Annotated in this window: 4 protein-coding genes; 3 read left to right on the top strand and 1 reads right to left on the bottom strand. The window is 70.7% G+C overall.

Translation table 11 applies throughout. From position 1 onward, the window contains the following. Positions 1-420 (top strand): hypothetical protein (locus IJH84_RS07940; protein ID WP_295142145.1); only part of this gene is annotated, 420 nt, incomplete at its 5' end. Between the two features lie 53 nt (positions 421-473). Here the strand turns inward: IJH84_RS07940 and IJH84_RS07935 are convergent. Further along, the gene (locus IJH84_RS07935) at positions 474-1298 is read right to left on the bottom strand and encodes a Sir2 family NAD-dependent protein deacetylase (RefSeq protein ID WP_295142142.1); all 825 of its coding nucleotides are present in this window, start codon (positions 1296-1298) and stop codon (positions 474-476) included. 166 nt (positions 1299-1464) lie between these two features. Here IJH84_RS07935 and IJH84_RS07930 point away from each other — a divergent pair, with 166 nt between their 5' ends. After that, a complete protein-coding gene (locus IJH84_RS07930; protein WP_295142139.1) occupies positions 1465-2835 on the top strand; it encodes an MFS transporter in 1371 nt (456 codons plus the stop codon). Continuing rightward, a partial coding sequence (locus IJH84_RS07925; protein ID WP_295142137.1) for a molybdopterin-dependent oxidoreductase occupies positions 2828-3148 on the top strand: 321 nt, incomplete at its 3' end. The genes IJH84_RS07930 and IJH84_RS07925, both read left to right, overlap by 8 nt.

Below are 3148 nucleotides of genomic sequence, written 5' to 3'. Positions count from 1 at the left end.
TGCTTCCTCTTCTGGCTCTTCCGCTGCGGGCTCTTCTTCGACCTCCTCGCTCTGAGCTTCGGGCTCGGCTTCTGCTTCCTGCTCGAGCTCCTGCGCTGCGCCTGCAGGTCGCCTTCGTCCGGTCGCGGTGGAGGCGGCGTGCTGCCCGCGACCGGCGGGCAGCTCACCGCCACCAGCGCAGCCAGCAGGAGCCCGCCGGAAAGCTGTCGGGATCGCCGCACGAGCCGTCACCTCCTGTCGCCGACGGCTCGTTGGACCGTTCGGCCTTGCAGGCATTGCGCCATTCGGCGCACAGGACGGAAGCAACTCTGCGATGCGACCTCAAAGCTCGCAATTCGTAACTTGCACCTCTTGCGGCACAACATGCACACCACGGCGGTGGTAATGATCTTGTGCGCAGCGCAGATCGCCGGCACGTGACTTGCCAACAAAAATTTCGCGGGCGAGCCGCCCGGGCGGGCAGCGGAGCGGGCTCAGCTCCAGGTGCCGGGGTCGCCCCAAGTGCTCAGCGGCTCGTCGGAGCCGGTGGCGGGGACGGCGACCAGTTCCGGCAGCACCTCGACCAGCGGCTCGCGCAGCACGGCCGCGGCCAGCTCGTCATAGGGAGTGGGCTCTGCGTTGCAGACCACCAAGTCCGCCCCGGCCCGCACGGCCAGTTCGGCGAGCCCAGCGGCGGGCTGCACGGTCAGCGAGGTGCCCGCGGTCAGGAACAGGTCGCAGTCCAGCGCCGCCCGCTGCGCGGACCGGATCACGTCAGCGTCCAGGGCTTGCCCGAAGGAGATCGTGCTGGACTTCAGGATGCCGCCGCAGGAGTTGCACGGCGGGTCCGGCTCGCCCGCGGCGACCCGTTGCAGCGCGGCGCGCATCGTGCCGGTCGAGCCGCAATCCAGGCACACCACGCCGAAAACCGAACCGTGCAGTTCCAGCACCGAACCGGAGTCCAGCCCGGCGCTCTGGTGCAGCCCGTCGATGTTCTGGGTCAGCACCGTGCGCAACCGCTGCTGGGCGGCGAGGTCGGTGAACGCGCGGTGCGCGGCGTTCGGCTCCGCGCTCCACGCCGGATGCTCGGCGCGGCTGCGCCACGCCTTCCTGCGCACCTCCGGATCGGCGACGTAGGAGTTGATGTCGCTGAGCCGCTGCGCCTCCGGATCCCGCGTCCACACCCCGTTCGGACCGCGGAAGTCCGGGATGCCGGAGGCGGTGGAAAGCCCGGCCCCGGTCAACGCGGTGATCCGCCGCGCCCCGGCGAACAGGGCGCGGGCGCGCTCGAGGGCTTCGGAACTTCCGCGTGCTGGCACATCCCCACCGTGCCACGTGTCCCAGCTCACCCGTATGCCGGGCGGATTCGCAGCGCACTGCGGCCGCGCGGGCCTGCGAAAGTCGTTTTCCCGGTGGTAACCCGCGAAGAGCAGCGGTGAAACACCGGCTTCCTAACGTCTGGCCAGCCCGACGAGAGGAGCCGATGTGCCCGCCGCCCCGCACACCCGACCCGGCCGGTGGATCGACGGCTGGGATCCCGAGGACGCGGTCTTCTGGGAGCGCACCGGCAGGCGCGTGGCGCGCCGGAACCTGCGGCTGTCGATCCTGTCCGAGCACATCGGATTCTCGGTGTGGAGCATCTGGTCGGTCATGGTGCTGTTCATGTCGCCGGCCATCGGACTGGGATTCACCGCCTCCGAGAAGTTCCTGCTGACCACGGTGCCGACGCTGGTGGGAGCGCTGCTGCGGCTGCCCTACAGCTACGCGGTGACGCGGTTCGGCGGTCGCAATTGGACGGTCGTCTCGACCGCCGCGCTGCTGGTGCCGACGGCGTCGACGGCCTACTTCGTGCAGCAGCCGGGCACCGAGCTGTGGGTGTTCCTGGTGCTGGGCGCGCTGACCGGCGTGGGCGGCGGGAACTTCGCCTCGTCGATGACCAACATCACCGCGTTCTTCCCGCAGCGCGCGCAGGGCTGGGCGCTGGGGTTGAACGCGGGCGGCGGCAACATCGGCGTCGCGGTCGTCCAACTGGTCGGGCTGCTGGTGGTCGCGCTGGCCGGGAACACCTCCCCCGCGCTGGTGGCCGGGGTGTACCTGCCGCTGATCGTGCTGGCCGCCCTGCTGGCGGCAGTGCGGATGGACAACATCGACGCGGTCGTGGCCGCGCCCGGCGCGCAGCTGGAAGTGGTGCGAGACCGGCACGCCTGGTGGATCTCGCTGCTGTACGTCGGCACCTTCGGGTCGTTCATCGGCTACGGCTTCGCGTTCGGGCTGGTGCTGCAGAACGAGTTCGGTTCCAGCCCGCTGCAGGCGGCGACCTGGACGTTCCTGGGACCGCTGCTGGGTTCGCTGGCGCGACCGCTGGGCGGGCGGATGTCGGACCGCTTCGGCGGAGCGCTGGTGACGTTCTGGAACTTCCTGGCCATGGCGGTCGCGACCGGGGTGCTGCTGGTGGCTTCCGGGTCGGGTTCGTTCCCGCTGTACCTGACCGCGTTCATCGCGCTGTTCGTGCTGACCGGGGTCGGCAACGGATCGGTGTACAAGATGATCCCGGGGATCTTCACCGCGCGGGCGGCGCTTTCCTCCATCCCGGACGCGTTCGCGCGGGCCAGGCGGCTTTCGGGCGCGTTGATGGGGGTGGCCGGTGCGGTCGGTGCGCTGGGCGGGGTGTTCATCAACTTGACCTTCCGCGCCTCGTTCGGCGGGTCTGCGGCGAACGGGAACGCCGCGCTGCTGACGTTCCTCGCGTTCTACGTGCTGTGCCTGGTCGTGACCTGGGCGGTGTACCTGCGCCCGGCGCCCGGCCGGGTGGCGACGCGCCGGGAACCGGTCGCCGAAGGGGTCACCAGTGCCTGAGCCGCGCACCGTCGCCACCCACTGCCCCTATTGCGCCTTGCAGTGCGGAACCCGACTCACCTGCGAACGCGCGGGCGTGACCGTGGTTCCGACGGACTTCCCGGTGAACCGGGGCGGGTTGTGCCAGAAGGGCTGGACCGCGACGTCCCTGTTGGACGTTCCGGACCGCCTGGTGCATCCGATGGTCCGCCGGGGCGGGGAACTCGTGGCCGCGGACTGGGACACAGCGCTGGGAACCGTCGCCGACCGGCTGCGGGGATTGCGCGCCGAACACGGCCCGGACGCGGTGGCCGTGTTCGGCGGCGGCGGGCTG

The sequence above is a fragment of the Saccharopolyspora sp. genome, assembly GCF_017434145.1.
Classification (GTDB): Bacteria; Actinomycetota; Actinomycetes; order Mycobacteriales; family Pseudonocardiaceae; genus Saccharopolyspora_C; species Saccharopolyspora_C galaxeae.
The sequence above is the reverse complement of the archived record's forward strand: the minus strand, read 5'-3'. Positions and strand labels throughout refer to the sequence as shown.